20 protein-coding genes are annotated in these 20,818 nt (G+C 60.8%); 7 read left to right on the forward strand and 13 right to left on the reverse strand.

Translation table 11 applies throughout. The features are described 5' to 3' along the window. Positions 1 to 133 precede the first annotated feature (133 nt). Positions 134 to 1,579, forward strand: a complete 1,446-nt coding sequence (gene norV / locus UR289_RS16325) for an anaerobic nitric oxide reductase flavorubredoxin (RefSeq protein WP_064673533.1) — start codon at positions 134 to 136, stop codon at positions 1,577 to 1,579. Continuing rightward, on the forward strand, positions 1,576 to 2,709 hold the full coding sequence (gene norW, locus UR289_RS16330) for an NADH:flavorubredoxin reductase NorW (RefSeq protein ID WP_320710930.1): 1,134 nt from the start codon (positions 1,576 to 1,578) through the stop codon (positions 2,707 to 2,709). Before norV ends, norW begins: the two co-directional genes overlap by 4 nt. Before the next feature lie 449 nt (positions 2,710 to 3,158). Here norW and UR289_RS16335 read toward each other — a convergent pair whose 3' ends face one another. From UR289_RS16335 to UR289_RS16350, 4 genes are all read right to left on the reverse strand, one after another. Beyond that, complete coding sequence (locus UR289_RS16335) at positions 3,159 to 4,181, reverse strand: HoxN/HupN/NixA family nickel/cobalt transporter (protein ID WP_033146376.1); 1,023 nt, start codon at positions 4,179 to 4,181, stop codon at positions 3,159 to 3,161. Position 4,182: 1 nt separating this feature from the next. After that, a complete protein-coding gene (hypF, locus tag UR289_RS16340; RefSeq protein ID WP_320710932.1) occupies positions 4,183 to 6,399 on the reverse strand; it encodes a carbamoyltransferase HypF in 2,217 nt (738 codons plus the stop codon). A gap of 5 nt (positions 6,400 to 6,404) precedes the next feature. Then, the gene (gene hydN, locus UR289_RS16345; protein WP_319876675.1) at positions 6,405 to 6,950 is read right to left on the reverse strand and encodes an electron transport protein HydN; all 546 of its coding nucleotides are present in this window, start codon (positions 6,948 to 6,950) and stop codon (positions 6,405 to 6,407) included. A gap of 134 nt (positions 6,951 to 7,084) precedes the next feature. After that, positions 7,085 to 8,098 carry a LacI family DNA-binding transcriptional regulator gene (locus UR289_RS16350; protein ID WP_320710935.1) on the reverse strand — a complete coding sequence of 338 codons (1,014 nt, stop codon included), beginning with the start codon at positions 8,096 to 8,098 and terminating at the stop codon, positions 7,085 to 7,087. Positions 8,099 to 8,312: 214 nt separating this feature from the next. On the opposite strand from UR289_RS16350, the gene ascF reads away from it, so the two are divergent. Beyond that, on the forward strand, positions 8,313 to 9,764 hold the full coding sequence (ascF, locus tag UR289_RS16355) for a PTS cellobiose/arbutin/salicin transporter subunit IIBC (protein WP_032660344.1): 1,452 nt from the start codon (positions 8,313 to 8,315) through the stop codon (positions 9,762 to 9,764). A gap of 18 nt (positions 9,765 to 9,782) precedes the next feature. After that, a complete protein-coding gene (locus tag UR289_RS16360; RefSeq protein ID WP_054830370.1) occupies positions 9,783 to 11,207 on the forward strand; it encodes a 6-phospho-beta-glucosidase in 1,425 nt (474 codons plus the stop codon). 108 nt (positions 11,208 to 11,315) lie between these two features. On the opposite strand, the gene hycI is transcribed toward UR289_RS16360, so the two are convergent. The 9 genes from hycI to hycA form a co-directional block, all read right to left on the reverse strand. After that, a complete protein-coding gene (hycI, locus tag UR289_RS16365) occupies positions 11,316 to 11,801 on the reverse strand; it encodes a hydrogenase maturation peptidase HycI (RefSeq protein WP_048975984.1) in 486 nt (161 codons plus the stop codon). Next, on the reverse strand, positions 11,794 to 12,204 hold the full coding sequence (locus UR289_RS16370; RefSeq protein ID WP_039263385.1) for a formate hydrogenlyase maturation HycH family protein: 411 nt from the start codon (positions 12,202 to 12,204) through the stop codon (positions 11,794 to 11,796). Before UR289_RS16370 ends, hycI begins: the two co-directional genes overlap by 8 nt. Continuing rightward, positions 12,201 to 12,968 carry an NADH-quinone oxidoreductase subunit B family protein gene (locus tag UR289_RS16375; RefSeq protein WP_320710940.1) on the reverse strand — a complete coding sequence of 256 codons (768 nt, stop codon included), beginning with the start codon at positions 12,966 to 12,968 and terminating at the stop codon, positions 12,201 to 12,203. Before UR289_RS16375 ends, UR289_RS16370 begins: the two co-directional genes overlap by 4 nt. Beyond that, positions 12,968 to 13,510: a formate hydrogenlyase complex iron-sulfur subunit gene (locus UR289_RS16380; protein WP_182071570.1), complete on the reverse strand. Its 543-nt coding sequence runs from the start codon at positions 13,508 to 13,510 to the stop codon at positions 12,968 to 12,970. The genes UR289_RS16375 and UR289_RS16380 overlap by 1 nt, the downstream gene beginning before the upstream one ends. 9 nt (positions 13,511 to 13,519) lie before the next feature. Beyond that, positions 13,520 to 15,229 carry a formate hydrogenlyase subunit HycE gene (hycE, locus tag UR289_RS16385; protein ID WP_047059952.1) on the reverse strand — a complete coding sequence of 570 codons (1,710 nt, stop codon included), beginning with the start codon at positions 15,227 to 15,229 and terminating at the stop codon, positions 13,520 to 13,522. A 15-nt stretch (positions 15,230 to 15,244) separates the two neighbouring features. Further along, positions 15,245 to 16,168, reverse strand: coding sequence for a respiratory chain complex I subunit 1 family protein (locus UR289_RS16390; RefSeq protein ID WP_320710942.1), 924 nt, complete (start codon positions 16,166 to 16,168; stop codon positions 15,245 to 15,247). Position 16,169: 1 nt separating this feature from the next. Continuing rightward, the gene (gene hycC / locus UR289_RS16395; protein WP_320710944.1) at positions 16,170 to 17,984 is read right to left on the reverse strand and encodes a formate hydrogenlyase subunit 3; all 1,815 of its coding nucleotides are present in this window, start codon (positions 17,982 to 17,984) and stop codon (positions 16,170 to 16,172) included. Next, the gene (locus UR289_RS16400) at positions 17,981 to 18,589 is read right to left on the reverse strand and encodes a 4Fe-4S dicluster domain-containing protein (protein ID WP_320710945.1); all 609 of its coding nucleotides are present in this window, start codon (positions 18,587 to 18,589) and stop codon (positions 17,981 to 17,983) included. Before UR289_RS16400 ends, hycC begins: the two co-directional genes overlap by 4 nt. 70 nt (positions 18,590 to 18,659) lie before the next feature. Continuing rightward, positions 18,660 to 19,124, reverse strand: a complete 465-nt coding sequence (gene hycA / locus UR289_RS16405; protein ID WP_045404197.1) for a formate hydrogenlyase regulator HycA — start codon at positions 19,122 to 19,124, stop codon at positions 18,660 to 18,662. A 211-nt stretch (positions 19,125 to 19,335) separates the two neighbouring features. Between hycA and hypA the strand changes: the two genes are divergently transcribed. Genes hypA through UR289_RS16420 form a run of 3 tightly spaced genes read left to right on the forward strand, consistent with a single transcriptional unit; the run spans position 19,336 to position 20,816 of the window. Continuing rightward, the gene (gene hypA / locus UR289_RS16410; RefSeq protein ID WP_047059961.1) at positions 19,336 to 19,686 is read left to right on the forward strand and encodes a hydrogenase maturation nickel metallochaperone HypA; all 351 of its coding nucleotides are present in this window, start codon (positions 19,336 to 19,338) and stop codon (positions 19,684 to 19,686) included. Between the two features lie 3 nt (positions 19,687 to 19,689). Further along, a complete protein-coding gene (gene hypB / locus UR289_RS16415) occupies positions 19,690 to 20,553 on the forward strand; it encodes a hydrogenase nickel incorporation protein HypB (protein WP_320710946.1) in 864 nt (287 codons plus the stop codon). Then, positions 20,544 to 20,816 carry a HypC/HybG/HupF family hydrogenase formation chaperone gene (locus UR289_RS16420; RefSeq protein ID WP_023308975.1) on the forward strand — a complete coding sequence of 91 codons (273 nt, stop codon included), beginning with the start codon at positions 20,544 to 20,546 and terminating at the stop codon, positions 20,814 to 20,816. Before hypB ends, UR289_RS16420 begins: the two co-directional genes overlap by 10 nt. The last annotated feature ends 2 nt before the right edge of the window (positions 20,817 to 20,818 follow it).

A 20,818-nucleotide genomic window follows, 5' to 3' on the forward strand; every position in this document is an offset into this window, starting at 1 on the left:
GATAGTCATAATGACTACCCATTACGGATCATAAAAATATTAATTAATTGAAATCAATAAGTTAAAAACTGGCACGCAACTTGATATAGGCAAACCATCTTATTTGAAAATGCTGTATTACGTAGAGGTTGCTATGTCTATTCTGGTTAAAAATAACATTCATTGGGTGGGTCAACGTGACTGGGAAGTGCGCGATTTCCACGGGACGGAATACAAAACGCTGCGCGGCAGCAGCTACAACAGCTATCTCATTCGTGAAGGTAAAAACGTGCTGATCGATACCGTCGATCACAAGTTCAGCCGCGAGTTCGTGCAGAACCTGCGCAGTGAAATCGACCTGGACGACATCGACTACATCATCATCAACCACGCGGAAGAGGACCATGCCGGCGCGCTGACCGAGCTGATGTCCTACATTCCGAACACGCCGATCTACTGCACCACTAACGCCATCGACTCGATCAACGGCCACCACCACCATCCGGAGTGGAACTTCCACACCGTGAAAACCGGTGACGCGCTGGATATCGGCAACGGCAAGCAGCTGATCTTCGTGGAAACCCCGATGCTGCACTGGCCGGACAGCATGATGACCTACATGACCGGCGACGCGGTGCTGTTCAGCAACGACGCCTTCGGCCAGCACTACTGCGACGAACGCCTGTTCAACGACGAAGTGGACCAGACCGAGCTGTTCGAGCAGTGCCAGCGCTACTACGCCAACATCCTGACGCCGTTCAGCCGCCTGGTGACGCCGAAAATCACCGAGATCCTCGGCTTTAACCTGCCTGTGGATATGATTGCCACCTCCCACGGCGTGGTGTGGCGTGAAAATCCCACCCAGATTGTGGAGCTCTACCTGAAATGGGCGGCGGACTATCAGGAAGACCGCATCACTATTTTCTACGACACCATGTCCAACAACACCCGCATGATGGCGGACGCCATTGCCCAGGGCATCAACGAAGTGGACCCCAACGTGGCGGTGAAAATCTTCAACGTGGCGCGCAGCGATAAGAACGAGGTATTGACCAACGTCTTCCGCTCTAAGGGCGTGCTGGTGGGCACCTCCACCATGAACAACGTGATGATGCCGAAAATTGCCGGTCTGGTGGAAGAGATGACCGGCCTGCGTTTTCGCAACAAGCGCGCCAGCGCCTTTGGCTCCCACGGCTGGAGCGGCGGCGCGGTAGACCGTCTCTCCACCCGTTTACAGGATGCGGGCTTTGAAATGTCCCTCAGCCTGAAGGCGAAATGGCGTCCGGATATCGACGCCCTGGAGATCTGCCGCCAGCACGGCCGCGACATTGCCCGCCAGTGGGCGCTCGCACCGCTTCCGCAAGCTGCCGAACCGACCGCACAGCAGGAAACCTGCGCCTGCGCCGCCGCGGCAGCCGCCGATCCCGGACCGCGCATGCAGTGCAGCGTCTGCCAGTGGATTTACGATCCTGAACTGGGCGAGCCGCTGCAGGACGTTGCGCCAGGTACACCCTGGAGTGACGTGCCGGACAATTTCCTCTGCCCGGAATGTTCCCTCGGGAAAGACGTCTTTGACGAACTGGGTACGGAGGCAAAATGAGCAACGGGATCGTCATCATCGGCTCGGGCTTTGCCGCCCGCCAGCTGGTGAAAAATATCCGCAAGCAGGACGCCAGCGTGCCGCTGACGGTGATCGCCGCCGACAGCATGGACGAGTATAACAAGCCCGATCTGAGCCACGTCATTAGCCAGAATCAGCGCGCAGAGGACCTCACCCGCCAGACGGCGGGGGAGTTCGCGGAACAGTTTAACCTGCGTCTGTTTCCCTACACCTGGGTCACCGACATCGACGCCGCCGCCCACGTGGTAAAAGCAAAAGAGAAAACCTGGCAGTACGACAAACTGGTGCTGGCCACGGGTGCCTCTGCGTTTGTGCCGCCGGTTGAAGGCCGCGAGCTGACGATCACCCTCAACAGCCAGCAGGAGTATCAGGCCAGCGAAACGGCGCTTCGCGACGCGCAGCGGGTAATGATTGTTGGTGGCGGGCTGATAGGCACCGAGCTGGCGATGGATTTCTGCCGGGCGGGTAAATCCGTCACCCTGGTCGACCATGCGGCGAGCATTCTGTCGTCGCTGATGCCGGCAGAAGTAAGCAGTCGCTTACAGCATCGCCTGACCGACATGGGGGTGCATCTGCTGTTGAAATCGCAGCTGCAAAGCCTGAGCAAAACCGAAGGCGGCATTCGTGCCACGCTCGACCGCAGCCGCAGCGTTGAGGTGGATGTGGTAATCGCTGCAACGGGCCTGCGCCCGGAAACCGCGCTGGCGCATCGCGCAGGCGCCGAAATACAGCGTGGCGTGATGGTAAATAGCTACCTGCAAACCACGCAACCTGATATTTACGCGTTAGGTGACTGCGCTGAAATTAACGGTCAGGTGCTGCCCTTTTTACAGCCAATTCAATTAAGCGCGATGTATCTGGCGAAAAACCTGCTCGGCGGCAGCGCGCCGCTGAAATTACCCGCCATGCTGATTAAAGTCAAAACGCCGGAATTACCGCTGCATCTTGCCGGTGAAACACAGCGTCAGGATCTGAACTGGCAAATTACCCTCGAACCGCAGGGAATGGTCGCGCGCGGCGCGGATAACGAGGGTCAGATGCGCGCTTTTGTGGTTAGTGAAGACCGGATGAAGGAGGCTTTCGCTCTGCTAAAACTGTTACCTGCTTAACCCTCGCTTTGCCGGGCGGCGCTTCGTTTACCCGGCCAACAGCAAGTCTACGCTGTCTTAATCTTTGGATTTTATTATTCACCGCCCCGATATTCCGGGGCTTTTTTTTACGTATTCTATTCATCAAATAAATGCAAAGTAGATATATCATCGCTATCAATACCTTATTTATTATTTTCGTAAATACTTTAATCTGAAACAGATTAAAAACATCATCCAGCTTTATTATTGGCAGCCGACTCAGTCTGAAAAGACATCATCAGCAGGAGGCGAATCATGGCGAATTTTTATAAATAACTCAATTATCTTTCTCGTTATTTCACACAAGCGAAGAATGCGGAATATATTTATTCCGCAAAAGTTCTACATTTCAGCATCTTTTTTATCGGTATGCCGCTATGCGCCAGCCATTGACGAAGTCGCGGAGGTTGCGCCGTGCAGGAGCCGGTTCAGGAACGTACCACCAGCGCGTCGTAGCCGCGCCAGCGGTAGTTGACCATGGAGATCAGCCAGCAGGCGACAAACAGCCCGACCACCACAAACCCGGCGTTGCCCAGATTGTCGTTTACCGTGCCAATCAGATCCCACACGCCGCCGCTGAGGGCAAATTTGTCCATCAGCAGACCCAGCGCTTCCAGCCCGCCGATAAACAGCGCCACCACCACGGAGGTGCCGGTGATGGTCATGTTGTAGTAGAGCTTGCGCTGCGGCTTGTTGAACGCCCAACCGTAGGCACCGACCATCAACAGGTTATCGAGAGTATCCACCAGCGCCATGCCGCTGGCGAAGAGCGCCGGGAAGACCATGATTGACCACACCGACATCCCGCTTGACGCGCTGGCGGCAGAGATCCCCAGCACGCCAATCTCGGTGGCCGTGTCAAAGCCGAGGCCAAACAGGAAACCGACCAGGTACATCTGCCAGCTTTTATTCACCAGGCGGAAGGTTTTGCCAAACAGCCAGTTCATGACGCCGCCCTGGGCAGGGAGCGTGATGTCGCCCTGCACGGGCCTGCCCTGTTTCAGCGCCTGAAAACTGCGCCAGACGCCGCGCAGGATCACCATGTTCACCAGCGCCATCGCCAGCAGGAAGGTGGCGGAAACGGCGGTGCCAATCAGGCTGCCGGTTTCGTGGAACCATTCCATGTTTTTCTGAAACGCCGTCGCGGTCGCGGCGATAGCAATAGAGGCCAGCACCACGATGGTGGAGTGCCCCAGCGAGAACCACGCCCCCACGCCGGAAGGACGTTTGCCCTGCTGCATCATCTTACGCGTCACGGTATCAATCGCCGCGATGTGGTCAGCGTCCACCGCGTGACGCAGCCCGTAGCACCACGCCAGCAGGCTGGCGGCCATCAGCGCCGTGCTGCCGCTAAAAGCGTGCCATGCCCATCCCCAGGCCAGCAGGTTTGCCATTACCAGAGCCAGCAGCAGAAGCGCGGCGCGAGGTTCATTGTGTAAGAGTCGTAACATTTTAAGTCCTTTGTGAACATGACCGGGCAGCGGCGATCGCCGCCTGCCCGAAGGAGATCGCTCCGTCACCTGCGGGCAGGCGCGAAGGAAAAAGAAGCGTAAAGTCAGAAAGATAATGACGCAGGCGCGCGCGCAGCAGACGGTTGTGCAGCACGCCGCCGCTGAGACAGATTGTCGACAGCGACAGGCGTCGGGCATGGCGTGCGGCGAGTTGCGCCAGCCCTTTTGCCAGCGCGTCGTGAAACGCCCACGCGCGCTGGCAGGATTCCGCCTGCCAGCTCAGCCACTGCTGCCAGAACTGCGCGAGGTTATCCACGTCCAGCGTCACCGGATGGTCGACGCCCGCGCACTGCGAGGCCAGCGCTTCCAGCCGGCAGGCCGCTTCACCTTCCCAGGATTGGGTTTCAATACCCAGCGCGCAGGCGACCGCATCAAACAGGCGACCACAGGACGAGGCCTGCGGCGCGTTGATGCCACGCCGGATCGCCGTTGCCATCAGCGGCCAGCTGTGGCGCTGAACCGCGCGCGTTTCCGGGTACTGCTGCCAGTCAGGGACAAACGCCAGGCAGTGGGCGAGTAAATTGCGCCACGGCTGCCGCGCCGCCAGATCGCCCCCCGGCAGCGCAACGGCAGGCAGCCCGCCCAGACGCTCGCACGCGAGATAGTTCACCCGCAGGCACTCCCCGCCCCACAGCGCGCCGTTCTCGCCCATGCCGATCCCGTCCAGCGTCAGGGCAATCGCGTCTCCGCCGTCGAGCGGCCAGCCGTTCTCCGCCAGGCACGCCGCCGCATGGGCGTGATGGTGCAGTACGGTTTCGACCGGCAGCCCCTGCGCCTGCGCCCACCGTTGTGTGTGATAACCCGGATGGGCGTCACACACCACGCGATCCGGCTGAAAGGCGTAAATTTTCTGCATCAGCGATAGCGCGCCGCGCCACTGCGCTTCGACACCCTCGTCACCGAGATCGCCAAAATGCTGGCTCAGCACCGCCTGGCTGCCACGCACCAGGCAGAAGGTGTTTTTCATCTCCGCGCCGGTGCATAGCATGGCGGGGATATTCTCAAAACCCGCAGGCAGCGCGACGGCATCGGGCACAAAACCGCGCGCGCGGCGAAGCATCGCGCCGTCGCGATCCATCACCGAATCATCCATCCGCTGCAGGATATCGCGGTTGTGCAGCAGGAAGCCGTCCGCGACGTCGCCGAGCTCATCCAGCGCCTGCTGGTTGGTCATGGCAGGCGGTCTGCCGCTGAGGTTGCCGGAAGTCATCACCAGCGGGCGCCGGCAGTCCATCATCAGCAAATGTTGCAGCGGGTTAGCGGGAAGCATGATGCCAATACAATCGAGCCCGGGTGCAATCCCTTCGGGAAACCCGGGAAGCGAGGCTTTTGGGGTCAGCACAATCGGCGCTGCGGAGGAGCGTAACAGCGTCTGGATCGCCTCCGGCACGCCGTCCGCATTCGGGATCATTACCGCCAGCGGCTTAGACGGTCGCTGTTTGCGTGCCCGAAGCGTCGCAACCGCCTGCGAATTACGCGCATCGCAGACGAGATGAAAACCGCCCAGCCCTTTGACCGCGACTATGCCGCCGCTTTTCAGCATCGCCACCGTCGCGCTCAGCGCGCCCTCACGGGCTGCGGTGATGTTGCCCGCGCGCCATTCCAGCGCGGGCCCGCAGTCCGGGCAGGCTACCGGCTGGGCGTGAAAGCGGCGGTCAGCCGGGTTACGGTATTCCGTCTCACACGGCACGCAGAGGGGAAATGCGGCCATTGACGTGGCCGGACGGTCATAGGGCATCGCGCGGATAATGGTAAACCGCGGCCCGCAGTGCGTACAGTTGATGAACGGATAGCGATAGCGGCGCTCGCCGGGGTCGCGCATTTCAGCCAGGCACGCCGGGCAGGTCGCGGCGTCGGGGACGATCTGGGTGTCCATCGCCCCGCCCGCGCTGTGGCGGATGGTAAAGTCCTCCGGCACCTGCGCCCAGGTAAACGGCTGCGTTTCAACGTGGTCAATGCGTGCCAGCGGTGGGCAGTCCTGATGCAGCCTCGCGGTAAAGGCCCCCCCATTACCCGCGAGGCGCACCAGCACGCCCTCTCCATCATTGCAGACGTCACCGGTCAACTGAAGCGCCTGCGCCAGCTGCCAGACGAAGGGGCGAAACCCCACGCCCTGCACCTTGCCGCGCACGCGCAGCTGTACGCCGTTGCTGCACATACGGTTCAGAACAGCAGCGATGACGACGTGTCGAATGCCGCGCGACGGCGCTTTTCGGCGCTCATCTGCTCAAGCTTGTCGCGATCCACGCAGACCAGCGCATGCGTCGGGCAGGCTTCCATGCAGGCCGGACCGGCGTCGCGGTGATAGCAAAGATCGCATTTGTTGGCTTCGGCTTTCTCCGCACGTACGCTCAGCCCCATGCCGCTGTTGCGTACCACCGGACGAACAACCACCTCCATCGCGCCGTACGGGCAGGCGACCACGCAGGTTTTGCAGCCAATGCAGCGCTCCTGCATGACGTGCACAAAGCCTTTCTCGCGTTTAATTGCCCCGTTTGGGCAGACGTTCGCGCACGGTGCGTCTTCGCACTGGCGACAGATAGCGGCGGTGGAAATATTCACGCCTTTGATGACGTGGATGCGCGGCAGGAAGGTGTCAGGGGTGAGCGACGCGCAGTCCTGCTCCTCCTGATGGGAAACCACGCACGCCACTTCACAGGTACGGCAACCAATACACTTACTGGCATCGGCCATAATAAAACGGTTCATCTGCTTCTCCAGCATTACAGTTATGCGCGGAGATATTCATAAACCGTGCCAATAATTAACCTGTTGATTTTAGATGAATTTAAAAATCACAATGGTGCTGTCATCGTCACTTATGACGATGACAGCTGTCGACATCAGCGGTGCGGGCCGTCAATAACGGAGTCGCGCAGGACAAGCTCGCCGGAGAAGGTCTGCTGATACTTAAACTCACCGCCGTCGAGCATGAAGATCAGGCGGCTGATGGTCTCTTTGATCATCTCCGTCACCGGAATACGCACGCTGGAGAGCGACGGCACGATGTAGGGCGCGATGGCCACGTCGTCGAAACCGATCACCGACACCGCGTCCGGTGCGGCCACGCCGCTGTCGTGGAGCTGCTTCATGGCGCCGATTGCCATATCGTCATTACTCGCCACCAGCGCCGTAAACCGTTCACCGCGCGCAAGCAGTTCGGCAACCGCCGCCGCGCCGCTGGCGGGGTTCCACTTCCCCTGCGCAATCAGCCCCTCGCGCAGCGGAATACCGTGCTGCGTCAGCGCATCCCGGTAGCCGGAGAGACGCTCAACCCCGGTGGGGGAATCCAGCGAGCCGGTGATAAACGCGATCTCCCGGTGCCCTTTCGCAATCAGCTGCGACACCGCCTCCTGGCTGGAGGCTTTATGATCTGACCAGACGCAGTGGCTGCTGTTTTTCCGCAGGCGGCGGTTGAGCACCATAATCGGCTGCTCGCACTTCTCGACGATCTCATCCATCTCTTCCACGCTCAGAAAACGCGGATAGATGATCACCGCGTCGCAGCGCATATCGAGCAGGTACTGGATCGCCTCGCGCTCTTCATCCGCGCTGTGCTTGCCGTCCGCGAGGATCAGCTGCCGCCCCTTTTCTTCCGTCATGCGCGCGGCGTGAAACAGCAGTTCGCTAAAGTAGACGCCGTGATAGAGGGTGTTCGTCACCACCAGCCCCAGCGTCTGGGTACGTTTGGTTGCCAGGTTTCGCGCCAGCAAATTCGGGCGATAGCCGCTCTCTTCAATGGCCTGAAACACCCGGTCTTTGGTCTCCTGGCTGACGTAGCCATTTCCCGACAGCACCCGGGAAACCGTGGCTTTCGAAACGCCTGCCCGCTTCGCCACTTCAAGCATCGTGGTCATAGTGTTATTCCGTCTGAATCTGATGGAGCGCAGTGTACTGCACTGCAAAAAAATTGTCGCAGCGGTGAAATCACGCTTTCGATACCTCATTGCGATCTGCATCACGAAACGAAAAAATGGTCAAAAAGCGATCTTGTTTCATTCACAGAAACTCATGATGATTATGTGAAACCGGTTTCCTACATGTCTCACAACAATAACAGGATCACATCCGATGGCCAAAAATTACGCTGCGCTGGCGAACGACGTTATCAGCGCGCTGGGCGGCAAAGAGAACATCGTCGCCGTCACCCACTGCATGACGCGTCTGCGTTTCGTACTGAAAGACGAAAGCCTGACCGACGCTGCGCGACTGAAAAGCATCAGCGGCGTGCTCGGCGTGGTACGCAACGACAACCAGTGCCAGGTCATTATTGGCAACACGGTTTCACAGGCGTACCGCGAAGTGGTGAGCCTGCTGCCCACGGACCTGCAGCCCGCAGTGCCGGAAGGTCCGCAGAAGATGACCTTACGCCGCATTGGCGCCGGGATCCTCGACGCGCTGATCGGCACCATGTCCCCGCTGATCCCGGCGATCATTGGCGGCTCGATGGTCAAGCTGCTGGCGATGATCCTCGAGATGACCGGCGTGCTGCCAAAAGGCGCGCCGACGCTCACTATTCTGACCGTCATCGGCGACGGCGCCTTCTTCTTCCTGCCGCTGATGGTGGCGGCCTCGGCGGCGGTGAAGTTCAAAACCAACATGTCACTGGCCATCGCCATCGCGGGCGTGCTGGTGCACCCGAGCTTTATCGAGCTGATGGCGAAAGCCGCGCAGGGCGAGCACGTTGAGTTCGCCTTTATTCCGGTGACGGCGGTGAAATACACCTACACCGTCATCCCGGCGCTGGTGATGACCTGGTGCCTGTCGTATATCGAACGCTGGGTGGATCGCATTACCCCGGCGGTGACGAAAAACTTCCTCAAGCCGATGCTGATCGTGCTGATTGCCGCCCCGCTCGCCATCGTGCTGATTGGCCCGCTGGGGATCTGGATCGGTAGCGCCATCTCCGCGCTGGTCTACACCATTCACGGCTACCTGGGCTGGCTCTCCGTCGCCATCATGGGCGCGCTCTGGCCGCTGCTGGTGATGACCGGGATGCACCGCGTGTTTACGCCGACCATCATTCAGACCATTGCCGAAACGGGCAAGGAAGGGATGGTGATGCCGTCGGAAATCGGCGCCAACCTGTCGCTCGGCGGCTCGTCGCTGGCAGTGGCGTGGAAAACCAAAAACCCGGAGCTGCGCCAGACGGCGCTGGCGGCGGCAGCCTCCGCCATTATGGCGGGGATCTCTGAACCGGCCCTGTACGGCGTGGCGGTGCGTCTGAAACGTCCGCTGATTGCGAGCCTGATCAGCGGCTTTATCTGCGGGGCGGTCGCCGGCATGGCCGGTCTTGCCAGCCACTCGATGGCGGCACCGGGGCTGTTCACCAGCGTGCAGTTCTTTGACCCGGCCAACCCGATGACCATCGTCTGGGTGTTCGGCGTGATGGGGCTGGCAGTGGTGCTGTCGTTTGTTCTGACCCTGCTTTTAGGGTTTGAGGATATCCCGGTCGAAGACGAGGCTGAAAAAGCGCGCGCCCTGCAGACCGCACCGGTACAGAACAACGCAGCAAAAGCATAAATTGAAAGCGAGGTAAGAATGTCTGTTTTTCCACAAGGATTTTTATGGGGCGGCGCGCTTGCCGCCAACCAGAGTGAAGGTGCTTACCGTGAAGGCGGCAAAGGACTGACGACGGTCGATATGATCCCCCACGGCGCGAATCGCCTGGCGGTGAAGATCGGTAAGGAAAAGCGTTTTTCGCTGCGTGACGACGAGTTCTACCCGAGCCACGAAGCGATTGATTTTTACCATCGCTATAAAGAAGACATTGCCCTGATGGCGGAGATGGGCTTTACGGTGTTCCGCACCTCCATTGCCTGGAGCCGCCTCTACCCGAACGGCGACGAACCGCTGCCGAACAAAGAGGGCATTGCCTTCTATCGCGCGGTGTTCGAGGAGTGCAAAAAGTACAACATTGAGCCGCTGGTGACGCTCTGCCACTTCGACGTGCCTATGCACCTGGTGACGGAATACGGCTCCTGGCGCAACCGTAAGATGGTCGATTTCTTTGCCCGCTACGCCCGCACCTGCTTTGAAGAATTTAACGGGCTGGTGAAATACTGGCTGACCTTCAACGAAATCAACATCATGCTGCACAGCCCGTTCTCCGGCGCGGGGCTGGTGTTTGAGGAAGGCGAAAACGAAGACCAGGTGAAATACCAGGCCGCGCACCACGAGCTGGTGGCAAGCGCGCTGGCGACCAAAATCGCCCACGAGGTGAACCCGGAAAACCAGGTCGGATGCATGCTGGCGGGCGGAAATTTCTATCCGTACTCCTGCAAGCCGGAAGACGTGTGGATGGCGCTGGAGAAAGACCGCGAGAACCTGTTCTTTATCGACGTGCAGGCGCGCGGCAGCTATCCGGCCTACTCCGCCCGCGTGTTCCGCGAAAAAGGCGTGGTGATTGTGAAAGATCCCGGCGACGACGAGCTGTTAAAAAACACCGTCGACTTTGTCTCGTTCAGCTATTACGCCTCGCGCTGCGCGTCGGCGGATATGAACGCGGGCAACACCAGCGCGGCGAACATCGTGAAGTCCCTGCGTAACCCGCATATTCAGGTGAGCGAATGGGGCTGGGGCATCGACCCGCTCGGCCTGCGCATCACCATGAACATGATGTACGACCGCTACCAGAAGCCGCTGTTCCTGGTGGAAAACGGCCTCGGGGCGAAAGACGTTATTGATGAAAACGGCGAGATCAACGACGACTACCGCATCAGCTACCTGCGCGAGCACATCCGCGCGATGGGCGACGCGATTGAGGACGGCGTGCCGCTGATGGGCTACACCACCTGGGGCTGTATCGACCTGGTGGCCGCCTCAACGGGCGAGATGAGCAAGCGCTACGGGTTTGTGTACGTTGACCGCGACGACGCCGGAAACGGCACGCTGGACCGCAAGCGCAAGAAATCGTTCTGGTGGTATAAGAAGGTGATTGCGAGTAACGGGGCGGATCTCGAGTAGCCTGTCCTTACCCCTCACCCTAACCCTCTCCCCATAGGGGAGAGGGAACCGTTTGGTGCGGTTTTCACCCTCTTTACTCCGGGAATAAAGGACTGCTCGGCGCGGTTTTCACCCTCTCCCCTCTGGGGAGAGGGCCGGGGTGAGGGGTTCAAACCCTCCATCCCCAACCCACTCCGCAAGCCGTGAATAGACCCGTTCTACCGCCTCCTTCACCGGCGGCGTCATCGGGTAATAAAACCCAACGATGTCCGGCTGAATCCCCAAAAACAGCACCTCGCCCACGTCGTCTTTAATCTGATCGACCAGGTAGTTCAGCGGCATATTGTGGGTGGTCATCATAAACATCTCGGCGATGTCGTCCGGGTCAATCAGGCGGATCTCGCCGGGGTTGAGCCCCATATCGGTGGCATCGACGATTAACAGCCTCTCCGGACGCAGCTCGCGGATGGCGACCACGTCGTTTTCCGGCGCGCTGCCGCCGTCAATCACCACCCAATTGCCCTGCGGATTCGCGGCGCACATCTCTGCCAGCAGCGGGCCCGCGCCGTCGTCGCCCATCATGCTGTTGCCGACACACAGTAAAACGTCAGTCACGTAATCTCCTCACCATCAGGTAGATGGCGCTCTCCTGATGAATATCGTGCAGCATGCTAAGCAGCGTTTTGCTCCACGCCTGTTGCTCGGGAGTTTGCCTGGCGAGCGCCGCGTCAAAGGCGTTGGCGAGCATTGCAATGTGGTTGGCGTCGATGACGATCTCGCCGTACTTCGGCACGCCCTCCATCTTGCGCCGCGCCGTGCTGCCCTCCTCCAGCGTGGCGATCCACGCCAGGTACTCGGGCCACGGGCAGCTCAGCGCCGCCTCCAGGCAGTCAATCACCCCGAGGTGATGCCCAATCGCCAGGCTGTAATAGACCACCTGCTGCGCCGCATCCGGCGTGGCATCGTTCTCATCAATAAACTTACGGCTCAGCTGGCTGAACACCACCGTTTCACTCATCGGATACGCGCCTCATCCACGATGCTGTTCAGGTTCGCCACGATCTCATTGAGACGCGGATCGTTTTCCGCCTCCAGCCAGCGCGCCACCTGATGGTCGCCCTGGCTCAGCAGGCGCAGATAATCATCGGCAATCTGGCGCCCGTAGCGATAGCCCGCCAGCCTGCGCGCCGTGCGGTCAATCTTCACCCGCAGCGGCTGAACCATGTCCGGGTGCAGGATGGCCGCAGGCCGGTTGTCCAGCTCGCACGGCTCGCGCGCGTGGATTTTCTGCTCCAGCAGGCCAAGCGCCATCGCGAAGCCGTACAGCGTCGCGGCGGGCGTTGGCGGACAGCCCGGAATGTAGACGTCCACCGGCACGATTTTGTCGGTACCGCCCCAGACGCAGTAAAGGTCGTGGAAGATGCCGCCGCTGTTGCCGCAGGCCCCGTACGAGATGCAGATTTTCGGGTCCGGCGCGGACTGCCAGGCGCGCAGCGCCGGCGAGCGCATGGCGCGGGTGACGGCCCCGGTAAACAGCAGGATGTCCGCATGACGCGGGGACGGCACCACTTTGATGCCGAAGCGCTCGGCGTCAAACAGCGGCGACAGCGTAGCGAAGATCTCGATCTCGCAGCCGTTGCAGCCGCCGCAGTCCACGCGGTAGACGTAGGCCGAGCGTTTGATTTTTTTCAGCAGCGACACCTTCATGCTGGCGATGGACTCCTCCACCGTCATCGGCACCGGAATGCCGTTAGCGTCGCGCGGGCCCAGTAGGTTTTCCATCAGCTGGCCTCTCTCATATGGCGGGTGATATCAATACGGTCGGACGGCAGCAGGCACTTCTGACGCTTACACTCCGGGCAGGTTTCAAAGCTTTCACGGTGGTGCTCCGCGCGGGCGTCACCATTGTGCTGCAGCAGCGCGATGGCGTAGTCGATCTCTTTTTGCACGGCGAACGGGCGCTGGCAGACGCGGCAGCGGCACAGGTCAAAGCGCGACTGCTGGAGGAAGTCCTCTTTCTTCCACACCGCCAGCTCGAATTCCTGCGACAGGCGAATGGCGACCGTCGGGCAGACCTCCTCGCAGCGGCCGCAGAAGATGCAGCGCCCGAGGTTAAACTGCCAGGCCAGCTCGCCGGTTTTGAGATCCGTTTCTACCGTTAAGGCGTTCGACGGGCAGGCGTTGACGCAGGCCGCGCAGCCGATGCACTGCTGCGGGTTGTGCTCCGGCTTGCCGCGAAAATTTTTATCCACCGGCATCGGCTCCAGCGGATAGCGGCTGGTCTGCGTGCCCGTTTTGATTACTTTTTTGATAAAGGTAAACATGGCGAGTCCTTATTTCAGCGGCGAGTTTTTACGCTCGATGCTGTAGCGCTCAAGCTCTTTGTACGGCACCACCTGGCTTTTCTTCTTGCGCACGTCGACGACGGTCATGCGGTCGGTGCAGGAGTAGCACGGGTCGAGGCTGCCGATGATCAGCGGCGCATCGGATACGGTGTTGCCGCGCAGCATATAGCGCAGGGTTGGCCAGTTGGCGTAGGTGGCCGCGCGGCAGCGCCAGCGGTAGAGCTTCTGGTTGTCGCCGGTCATGCTCCAGTGGATGTCGTCCCCGCGCGGCGCTTCGGCAAAGCCGAGGGCAAAACGGTTCGGAATGTAGGTGAAGCCTTCCACCATCAGCGGGCCGCCCGGCAGGTTATCGAGGCCGTAGTCGATCATGTTCAGGGCGGTGAATACCTCGTTGATGCGCACCTTGAGGCGCGAGATGACGTCGCAGCCCTGCTCACTGTGCACGGTCATCGGCAGCAGGCCGTAGCCGACGAACGGGTGATCGGCACGCGTGTCGCGGGCGTGGCCGCTGGCGCGCACCATCGGGCCGACGTTGCTGAAGTCGCGGGCGATTTCCGGGTCAAGGCGGCCGATGCCGACGGTGCGCTGCTCGATGTTTGGCGTGCTGAGCAGCATGTCCACCAGCTCCTGCACGTCGCGGCGCATCTGCTGCGCCAGCTGGCGGGTCTGGATCATGTCGTCTTTCAGCAGGTCGCGGCGGATCCCGCCGATCAGGTTCAGGCCATAGGTTTTACGCGCCCCGGTGAGGATCTCCGCCATCTTCATTGACGCTTCACGCACGCGGAAGAACTGCATAAACCCGGAGTCAAAGCCGACGAAGTGGCAGGCCAGGCCGAGGTTCAGCAGGTGCGAGTGCAGACGCTCCACCTCCAGCAGAATGGCGCGGATCATCTGCGCGCGCTCCGGCACCACGATCCCCATGCCGTTCTCCACCGAGGTGGTGTAGGCGGTGCTGTGGGCGAAGCCGCAGATACCGCACACGCGGTCAGAGAGGAACGTCACTTCGTTGTAGCCCATGCGGGTTTCCGCCAGCTTTTCCATGCCGCGGTGGACGTAGAACAGGCGGTAGTCGGCGTCGATGATGTTTTCGCCGTCGACGAACAGGCGGAAGTGGCCCGGTTCGTCTGAGGTGACGTGCAGCGGGCCGATCGGCACCACGTTGTTCTTCTTGCTGCCCAGCTCGTTGATAAACTCGTAGGTTTCGCTGTCGGTGGTCGGCGCCGGGCGCTGGCGGTAGTCCATGCTGTCTTTGCGCAGCGGATAGAGTTCGTCCGGCCAGTCGTCCGGCAGCACCAGGCGGCGCTCGTCCGGCAGGCCGACCGGCACCAGGCCGTACATGTCGCGCACTTCGCGCTCGCCCCAGACGGCGGCGGGCACGCGCGGCGTGACGGACGGGTATTCCGGCTTAGCCGGGTCGACTTCGACGCGCACGGTGAGCCAGCACTTTTCGCCCTGCTCCATCGACATCACGTAATACACCGCATAGTTGCCGCACAGCTGGCGCTCGTCGTTGCCGAACAGCACCGACAGCCAGCCGCCCTGCTGGTAGTACAGAAACTCGACCACTTCCGGCAGATAGTTCACCTTGATGGTGACGGTTACCTGGTCTTTGGTTTGCCAGGACTCCTCCAGCACCACGCCGGGGAAAGCCTGATGCAACGCGGCGAGATACTGCTGACCTTTCTTTTCTTCAGACATAAATACTCTCTTTAATCACGCCACCAGCAAGGAGACGAACGCTAAAAATGCAAAACCAAAACCGGCCCAGGTGATGCGCGACGTTTCCACAAAACGCAGGCGCGCCATGCTGTTTTCAAACAGGGCAATCACCAGCACGCCGACCAGCAGCTTAAGGGCGGCAATCACGACGGCCAGCACCAGACCGCCTGCGGAGAAGTGCGTCATCTGCCCCCACGGGAAGAAGACGCCGACAAACATCTGCAGCACCACCAGCTGTTTGAGGCTGATGCCCCACTTCAGCACCGCGAAGCCGTAGCCGCTGTATTCGGTAAGCGGCCCCTCCTGCAGCTCCTGCTCGGCTTCCGCGAGGTCGAACGGCAGTTTGCCCATCTCAATAAACGTCGCGAACGCGCAGGCGCACAGCGCCAGCACCAGCGGGATCGAGCGCGCCACCGGCCAGTGGTAAACGGTGTGGGAGATAAAGCTGATGTGGGTGGAACCCGCCACCTGCGCGGCGACCCACAGCCCCAGCAGCAGGATCGGCTCCACCAGCACGCCGAGCATTGCCTCGCGGCTGGCACCGATGCCGGTGAACGGGCTCCCGGTGTCCAGGCCCGCAATCGCAAAGAAGAAGCGGGCGATGGCAAAGAGGTAGATAAGCGTGATCAGATCGCCAAGCACGGGCAGCGGCGACGCCACCGTCACCACCGGCAGCGCGGTGGCGATGGTCAGCATCACGCCCACCATCACAAACGGCGTCAGGCGGAAGACCCAGCCTGCGGCGTCCGGCGCGACGCTCTGACGGGAGAGCAGTTTAAAGAGATCGCGGTATTCCTGAAGCACCCCAGGCCCGCGACGGTTATGCATTCGGGCGCGCGCCACGCGCGTGATGCCCGACAGCAGCGGCGCAGCGGCGAACAGCACCAGCGCCTGAAGAATTGCCAGTAACAGACTCATGTCAGGCTCCTCGTGAAATCACAATGACCACCAGCACCGCCAGCTCGATGACCGCCAGACGGCGGAACAGCGCGGGTGCGGCGGCGCTCTGCCAGCCGGGTACCCAGCCTACTGGGTTCAGCCAGTGGCGCAGCTTCAGCACGGCGGCGAAGTTCTCCTTCACCGGCATGGCAAAACCGTGGGCGGTGATAACCATCGACTGTTCGTGTTCGTAGCCGCAGGCCCACGCCGCACCGCGCGAGCGGGAGGCGAGCCGGTCGCGTTTGAAGAACAGCATCAGGACGAGCGGCAGCAGCGGTGCGCCAATCAGCAGCAGCGCAATCATGGGCTGAGAGACGGTGGTATTCGCCACGGTCAGCGGCAGAGGAATAGCGTTGCCCAGCAGCGGCAGCAGCCACGGCGCGGCGACGCCGCCCGCGATGCAGCACAGCGCCAGCGCGACCACGCTCACCCCCATTAACAACGGTGCGCAGCAGGCGTTTTCCGCTTCGCGGGTGCGCGGCGCGCCGAGGAAGGTGACGCCATAGACTTTCGCCATGCACATCACCGCCAGCGCCCCGGTAATCGCCAGCCCGACCGCCAGCAGCGGGCCGAGCAGGCGTGCGATAAATGCGTCGCTCTGGCCGAGCGCGAAGAAGGACTGATAGATCACCCACTCCCCGGCAAAGCCGTTCAGCGGCGGCAGCGCGGCCATTGCCATCAGCCCGACCAGCATCGCCAGCGAAATCACCGGCATCTTTTTGCCAATCCCGCCCAGCTTTTCGATATCCCGATGGCCGGTGCGGAACCAGACGCTGCCCGCGCCGAGGAACAGGGTGCTTTTAAACAGGCTGTGGTTGACGAGGTGATAAAGACCGCCGATAAACCCGGCGGCAATCAGCGCCGGATGATTGAGCGCCAGCCCGGTCACGCCCGCGCCAATACCGAGCAGGATAATGCCGATATTTTCCAGCGTATGGTACGCCAGCAGGCGCTGGATATTGTGCTCCATCAGCGCGTACAGGCCGCCGACGAACGCGGTAATCATTCCGGCGACCAGCAGCACGACGCCCCACCACAGCGGCGGTTGTCCGCCGGTCAGCGTAATCGCCAGAATCCCGAACAGACCCACTTTCATCACCACCGCAGAAAACAGCGCGGCGGCGGGCGCGGAGGCATTCGCATGCGCCTGCGGCACCCAGCCGTGCAGCGGGATAATCCCGGCGAGCAGGCCAAAGCCGAGCACGCCCAGCAGCCAGACGTCGTTCCCCAGCGGATGGCCGTTGAGCGCAGCGAAGTCCAGCGTGCCGAAGCGGTGCCACACCAGCCAGCAGGCCAGCGTCAGCAGCAGCGTCCCGAGGCGTCCCAGCGCAAACCACAGCTTGCCGGAGGCGCTGCAGCCGGTCAGGAACACGCCGCACAGCGCCATGATTTCCGCCATCACCACCAGCGCGCCGAGGTTGCTGGCGATAACGGTGCAGACCGCCGCCGCCATCAGCAGGTTAACCAGCAGGCCGTTAGCCCTGGCGTGCGGATGGCGGTGCCAGTCGATATTGAACAGGCTGATAAACAGCCCGCACAGGCCAAACGTCACCAGCCAGATGGCGTTCAGGGGCGTGATCTCAACGGTGTGGCGAATCAGCGGCATTACGGTTTCTGCGGACTGGCCGCCGAGCAGGACAACGCCGCCTGCTGCCAGCGTCATCAGGCTAGCGGCTGCCCCGCCGATCCCGGCGATTGCGCCACTGAGGGCTTTATGGAATGAGAAAATCAGCGCCAGAACAGCGGCGCCAGCAAAACAGGCTACCGCGCTGGTAATCATTATCGCCGCGTTCATTTCGCCCCCTCGTTAAGCGCCTGTAGCAGAGAAAGGTCGCCAAAATCACTGTTGATGGTCAGCTCGCGTTTACGCTTGCTGGTACGGGCGATGTCGCGAATGTTAACCAGAATCAACGCTTTAGTCGGGCAGGTGCGCACGCAGGCCGGGCCCTGCTCATCGAAGCTGCACAGGTCGCATTTCACCGCAACGGCACGGATGCCGGGCACCCAGTCCAGCAGCGTACTTACGCGTGCCGGAGCCGGTGGCGCGGGCGGGGCTTTTGGCGAGTTGGCGTTCGCCGGAATATGCAGCGGACGGCTGCCGGAAAATTCAATCGCGCCGAACGGGCAGGCAATGCCGCACAGCTTGCAGCTTACGCACAGGCTTTCGTTCAGCTGGACAGCGCCATCCACGCGGGTGATGGCATTCACAGGGCAGATACCCGCGCAGGGGGCGTCTTCACAGTGATGGCAGAGCTGCGGGGCAGACTCTTTTTCATTACGCATGACGTGCAGGCGCGGCATGGACTGCAGCCCATGCAGGCGATGCGTTTCCGAGCACGCCGCCTCACAGGTTCGACAGCCAATACAGACCGTCGAGTCAGCTATTACAAAACGGTTCACCGGGTTATCCTCTGGTGATAGTCATTTTTGACGAAAAACTGTCTTGTCGACACTTCTCGACACGCAGGAGTCAGGCCACGTTCGCTGAGGTATTTCCATCCATCAGCTGCTTCAGGTTGACCGGGAGATCGTGCTCAACGGCGGCGTACAGGCCGTTATAGACCGGCGCGATTTTTTCCAGATAGTGCTCCAGCACCTGCTGGCGATCGCGGTTGCTGACGTGGCCATCCACCATGCCATCGGCCATCAGCTGCGCCTTCGCAATACACTGTTTTTCGCCGTCTTTTGTCTCGAGGTGGTACTCAATGGTGTGGCTGTTGAAGTTGTCCGCCAGGGTAACGTTGATGATGAAATGGCCGAACAGGACGAAGCGCATGTCGCCCTGCGCCGCGCAGCTCATCGCGTGGTGAAGACGCGCTTTCGAGAGGGTGATGCCCTGAACCAGAGAGTTGCAGTAGAGGTGCCACTGGTCCTGCAGCTGCTGATGACGCTGCGCGATGTAATCCGCTTTTTCGCTGATTTCCCAAATAGTCATAGAAGGTATCCGGTTAATGGAGATAGCGGCTGTTAAGCAGATTCCATGCCAGTTTTTATCTTGCTGATTTTAAATAGATTTAATTACAAAACCGCTGTCAACGCCGCGGTGTCGACGTGTCATTTCGACAGCGTTGACATCGTCACGCCTTAACAAAAATCAAGCTGGCACCGTTATTGCATTCAATGGCGCAATTCATTGAGGAGGCGTCATGCACGAAATCACCCTCTGCCAGCGGGCTCTGGAGCTTATCGAACAGCAGGCAGTGCAAAACCACGCGAAGCGCGTCACCGGCGTCTGGCTGAAGGTCGGGGCGTTTTCCTGCGTCGAGCCCAGCGCCCTGCATTTCTGTTTTGAGTTGGTGTGTCGCGGCACGCTGGCGGAAGGCTGCGAGCTCCATATCGAAGAGCAGCAGGCGGAGTGCTGGTGCGAGCAGTGCCAGCAGTACGTCACCCTGCTGTCATCAAAGGTTCAGCGCTGTCCGCAGTGTCAGAGCACCGGTCTTCGCATCGTGGCGGACGACGGCATGCAGATCCAACGCCTCGAAATCGAGAAGGAGTAAAGTATGTGTAGCACCTGCGGTTGCGCCGAAGGCAACCTGTATATAGAAGGGGATGAACATCGCCCCCATTCCGCGTTTCGCTCCGCGCCCTTTTCCCCTGCCCCGCGTCCTGCTGCGGCTTTAACCGGTATCACCTTCGCCCCGCAACGCTCCGCTGCGGGCGATCTGCACTACGGCCACGGCGAAGCGGGTACCCACGCGCCGGGCATCAGCCAGCGCCAGATGCTGGAAGTGGAAATCAACGTGCTGGACAAAAATAACCAGATCGCCGCCCGCAACCGCGCGCGCTTTGCCGCCCGCAAACAGCTGGTGCTGAACCTGGTCTCCAGCCCCGGCTCCGGCAAAACCACGCTGTTAACGGAAACGCTCAAGCGCCTGAACGGGCGCGTCTCCTGCGCGGTGATTGAAGGCGACCAGCAAACCGTTAACGACGCGGCGCGCATTCGCGAAACCGGCACCCCGGCGATTCAGGTCAATACCGGCAAAGGCTGCCACCTGGATGCGCAGATGATTGCCGACGCCACCCCGCGTCTGCCGCTGGCGGATAACGGCATTCTGTTTATTGAAAACGTCGGCAACCTGGTCTGCCCGGCGAGCTTCGATCTGGGCGAACGCCACAAGGTGGCGGTGCTTTCGGTGACCGAAGGCGAAGACAAACCGCTGAAGTACCCGCATATGTTTGCCGCCGCCTCCATCATGCTGCTGAACAAAGTTGACCTGCTTCCGTACCTGAATTTCGACGTGGACAAGTGCCAGGCCTGCGCCCGGGAAGTGAACCCGGAGATTGAGATCCTGCTGGTCTCCGCCACGCGCGGCGACGGCATGGACGCCTGGCTGAACTGGCTGGAGAGTGAACGATGTGCATAGGCGTACCGGGACAAATCCATTCCATTGACGGGAACCAGGCCAAAGTGGAGGTCTGCGGCATCCTGCGCGACGTGGACCTGACGCTGGTGGGCAGCAGCGATGAAACGGGCGCATCGCGTCTCGGCCAGTGGGTGCTCGTCCACGTGGGGTTTGCCATGAGCGTGATTAACGAAGCGGAAGCCCGCGACACGCTGGATGCCCTGCAAAACATGTTCGACGTGGAGCCTGACGTGGGCGCGCTGCTGTACGGCGAGGAGCGTTAGCC

The organism is Enterobacter sp. 302C9 (assembly GCF_034106085.1).
In the GTDB taxonomy this organism is placed as follows: Bacteria; Pseudomonadota; Gammaproteobacteria; order Enterobacterales; family Enterobacteriaceae; genus Enterobacter; species Enterobacter asburiae_B.

Excerpts from the sequence above, each read along its gene's own strand:
- hycA (WP_045404197.1), bottom strand. The coding sequence starts at position 19,124 with ATGACTATTTGGGAAATCAGCGAAAAAGCGGATTACATCGCGCAGCGT.
- UR289_RS16390 (WP_320710942.1), bottom strand. The coding sequence starts at position 16,168 with ATGAGTCTGTTACTGGCAATTCTTCAGGCGCTGGTGCTGTTCGCCGCT.
- hydN (WP_319876675.1), bottom strand. The coding sequence starts at position 6,950 with ATGAACCGTTTTATTATGGCCGATGCCAGTAAGTGTATTGGTTGCCGT.
- norW (WP_320710930.1), top strand. The coding sequence starts at position 1,576 with ATGAGCAACGGGATCGTCATCATCGGCTCGGGCTTTGCCGCCCGCCAG.
- hypA (WP_047059961.1), top strand. The coding sequence starts at position 19,336 with ATGCACGAAATCACCCTCTGCCAGCGGGCTCTGGAGCTTATCGAACAG.
- UR289_RS16360 (WP_054830370.1), top strand. The coding sequence starts at position 9,783 with ATGTCTGTTTTTCCACAAGGATTTTTATGGGGCGGCGCGCTTGCCGCC.
- UR289_RS16350 (WP_320710935.1), bottom strand. The coding sequence starts at position 8,098 with ATGACCACGATGCTTGAAGTGGCGAAGCGGGCAGGCGTTTCGAAAGCC.
- UR289_RS16420 (WP_023308975.1), top strand. The coding sequence starts at position 20,544 with ATGTGCATAGGCGTACCGGGACAAATCCATTCCATTGACGGGAACCAG.
- hypF (WP_320710932.1), bottom strand. The coding sequence starts at position 6,399 with ATGTGCAGCAACGGCGTACAGCTGCGCGTGCGCGGCAAGGTGCAGGGC.
- hycE (WP_047059952.1), bottom strand. The coding sequence starts at position 15,229 with ATGTCTGAAGAAAAGAAAGGTCAGCAGTATCTCGCCGCGTTGCATCAG.
- hypB (WP_320710946.1), top strand. The coding sequence starts at position 19,690 with ATGTGTAGCACCTGCGGTTGCGCCGAAGGCAACCTGTATATAGAAGGG.
- UR289_RS16335 (WP_033146376.1), bottom strand. The coding sequence starts at position 4,181 with ATGTTACGACTCTTACACAATGAACCTCGCGCCGCGCTTCTGCTGCTG.
- UR289_RS16375 (WP_320710940.1), bottom strand. The coding sequence starts at position 12,968 with ATGGAAAACCTACTGGGCCCGCGCGACGCTAACGGCATTCCGGTGCCG.
- norV (WP_064673533.1), top strand. The coding sequence starts at position 134 with ATGTCTATTCTGGTTAAAAATAACATTCATTGGGTGGGTCAACGTGAC.
- ascF (WP_032660344.1), top strand. The coding sequence starts at position 8,313 with ATGGCCAAAAATTACGCTGCGCTGGCGAACGACGTTATCAGCGCGCTG.
- hycC (WP_320710944.1), bottom strand. The coding sequence starts at position 17,984 with ATGAACGCGGCGATAATGATTACCAGCGCGGTAGCCTGTTTTGCTGGC.
- UR289_RS16370 (WP_039263385.1), bottom strand. The coding sequence starts at position 12,204 with ATGAGTGAAACGGTGGTGTTCAGCCAGCTGAGCCGTAAGTTTATTGAT.
- UR289_RS16380 (WP_182071570.1), bottom strand. The coding sequence starts at position 13,510 with ATGTTTACCTTTATCAAAAAAGTAATCAAAACGGGCACGCAGACCAGC.